The sequence below is a fragment of the Scytonema sp. PCC 10023 genome, assembly GCF_963920835.1.
In the GTDB taxonomy this organism is placed as follows: Bacteria; Cyanobacteriota; Cyanobacteriia; order Cyanobacteriales; family Nostocaceae; genus Kalymmatonema.
The window spans coordinates 1-2,482 of the sequence record NZ_CAWUDP010000255.1; the positions used below are offsets into that span (position 1 = coordinate 1).

The 2,482-nt window shown below is 43.9% G+C and carries 2 protein-coding genes; both read right to left on the reverse strand.

Going from position 1 to position 2,482, the window contains the following annotated elements; translation table 11 throughout:
• Nucleotides 1-465 precede the first annotated feature (465 nt).
• The gene (locus ACM0OZ_RS48450) at nucleotides 466-618 is read right to left on the reverse strand and encodes a hypothetical protein (RefSeq protein ID WP_414590091.1); all 153 of its coding nucleotides are present in this window, start codon (nucleotides 616-618) and stop codon (nucleotides 466-468) included.
• Between the two features lie 470 nt (nucleotides 619-1,088).
• A partial coding sequence (locus tag ACM0OZ_RS48455; protein WP_414590092.1) for a WD40 repeat domain-containing protein occupies nucleotides 1,089-2,482 on the reverse strand: 1,394 nt, incomplete at its 5' end.

Here is a 2,482-nt window from a genome sequence, read left to right on the forward strand (position 1 = left end):
TCTAGATTTAACAGAGAGGTACGGAGAGTAATACCTCCTATCGACTCTACCCGCCGAAATTAGTGATTGGAGTCCCCTGGTACCAACTGGCAACACGGGTGAAGTTATGAGCATTTTGATACGCTCGATTTTAGTGCAATAGCCTTTAACAGTTATCAGTGAACAGTGAACAGTGACCGCTCGGCTGAGCGCTCGCGCCGAAGCCAAAAAACTGGTACTGCGGGTACTTGATAACTGATAACTGATAACTGATAATTGATTTAAACGCCTCAGAAATCACTCTCTGAGGCGTTAAATTTGTTAATTTATAAAGTTTAACTTAGTTACCGTCTGTATATATATATAGTGTAATGAGTTAATTCAGTTTTCAAATGAAGAACATATAAATATAAGCTGGAATTTTATAAAAAGAGTGTTAAATGCCTTTGCTTAATCTATTTTCCGCGAGCCTCCTTTCTGCCTCTCCTAATTGCCCCAGAATTCTTGGAGGCGATGCTCCTTCATGAGCCGCCCTGCATGGCGATCTGCTGAAAGCAGCGCTGAGTTCCAAGGGGACACGCACTCGCGTTCGCGATCGCCTACCGTATTAGGCACCAATCGCGCTTTGCGTGCAATCATGCTCGCTATTCCGGCTAGAACACTTGCTCAAAAGAGTTTTTACGATAACGCCGAAAGGGCAAGTTTGTTGTGAGAAGGAGAAGAGGCGTAGCAGGCTTAAGTGTAGTCCTGATGCTGAGGCGGTTGTGATTGCGTAGGAGAATTCTTTGGCTGGTGTGGTTTCTTGTGTGGAGTAACGCATTTCTTGTTCTTGGTGTTTCTCCTCTAATTTTGAGTGCCAATGTTGTTGCAGAGAGTGCGATCGCTTTCTTTAAAATTTGTAATTGTAAGTGCTAATGCCGTTGCAGAGAGTGCGATCGCTTTCTTTAAAATTTGTAATTGTAAGTGCTAATGCCGTTGCAGAGAGTGCGATCGCTTTCTTTAAAATTTGTAATTATAAGTGCCAATGCCGTTGCAGAGAGTGCGATCGCTAATTTTAAAATTTGTAATTGTGAGTGCCAATGCCGTCACAGAGAGTGCGAGCGCTTACTTTAAAATTTGTAATTATAAGTGCCAATGCCGTTGCAGAGAGTGCGATCGCTATTGCTAACTTTGGGATTTGTTTGCAAGTAATCTCGAATTATATCACAATCGCGTTTCATAAGATTATCAAAATCTAAATTAGATAAAATAGAATTTAAACCCCATAAAATTACTGTATTATCGGTACTTGCAGAAGCTAAGGTTTTGCTGTCTGGGCTGAAAGTTACGCTCCTGACCTTATCGCTATGCCCGTTAAGGGTGGTCTGTTCTTTGCCTGTAGCCACATCCCACAGTTTTATGGTTATGTCAGAACTTGCAGAAGCTAAGGTTTTGCCATCTGGGCTGAATGCTACGCTGTTCACCTTATCGCTATGCCCTTTGAGGGTGGTCTTTTCTTTACCTGTAGCCACATCCCACAGTTTGATGGTCTTGTCATCACTTGCAGAAGCTAAGGTCTTGCCATCTGGGCTAAATGCTACGCTATTGACCACATCGCTATGCCCGTTGAGGGTGGTCTTTTCTTTCCCTATCGCCACATCCCACAATTTTATGGTCTTATCATAACTGGCAGAAGCTAAGGTTTTGCCATCTCGGCTGTAACTCACGCTTATAACCGTATTGCTATGCCCGTTGAGAATGGTCTTTTCTTGACCTGTAGTCAGATCCCACAGTTTTATAGTGCTGTCAGAACTCCCAGAAGCTAAGGTCTTGCCGTCTGTGCTAAAGCTGATGCTAGAGACTGCATTGTTATGTTCCATGAGGGTGAACTTTTCTTCGCCTGTAGCAACATCCCACAGTTTTATGGTCTGGTCCCGACTCGCAGAAGCTAAGGTCTTGCCATCTGGGCTGAAACTAACGCTAAAGACTGTACCGCTATGCCCGTTGAGGGTAGTCTTTTGTTGAGTAGTAGCGACATCCCACAGTTTTATGGTCTGGTCAGAACTCGTAGAAGCTAATGTTTTACCATTTGGGCTGTAACTGACGCTAGTAACTGCACTGTTATGCCCAGTGAGGGTCGTCTGTTTATCTGTAGACACATCCCACAGTTTTATGGTGTTGTCATCACTTGCAGAAGCTAAGGTTTTGCCATCTGGGCTGTAACTCACACTCTGGACCGTATTGCTATGCCCTTTGAGAGTGGTCTTTTGTTTGCCTGTAGCGACATCCCACAGTTTTATAGTCTTATCCCAACTAGCAGAAGCTAAGGTCTTGCCATCTGGGCTGAATGCTACGCTATAGACCGTATCGCTATGCCCGTTGAAGGTGGTCTTTTCTTGACCTGTATTCACATCCCATAGTTTGATAGTGTTGTCCCAACTTATAGAAGCCAAAGTCTTGCCATCTGGACTGTAACTTACGCTTATAACCGCATTGCTATGCCCGTTGAGGGTGGTCTTTTCTT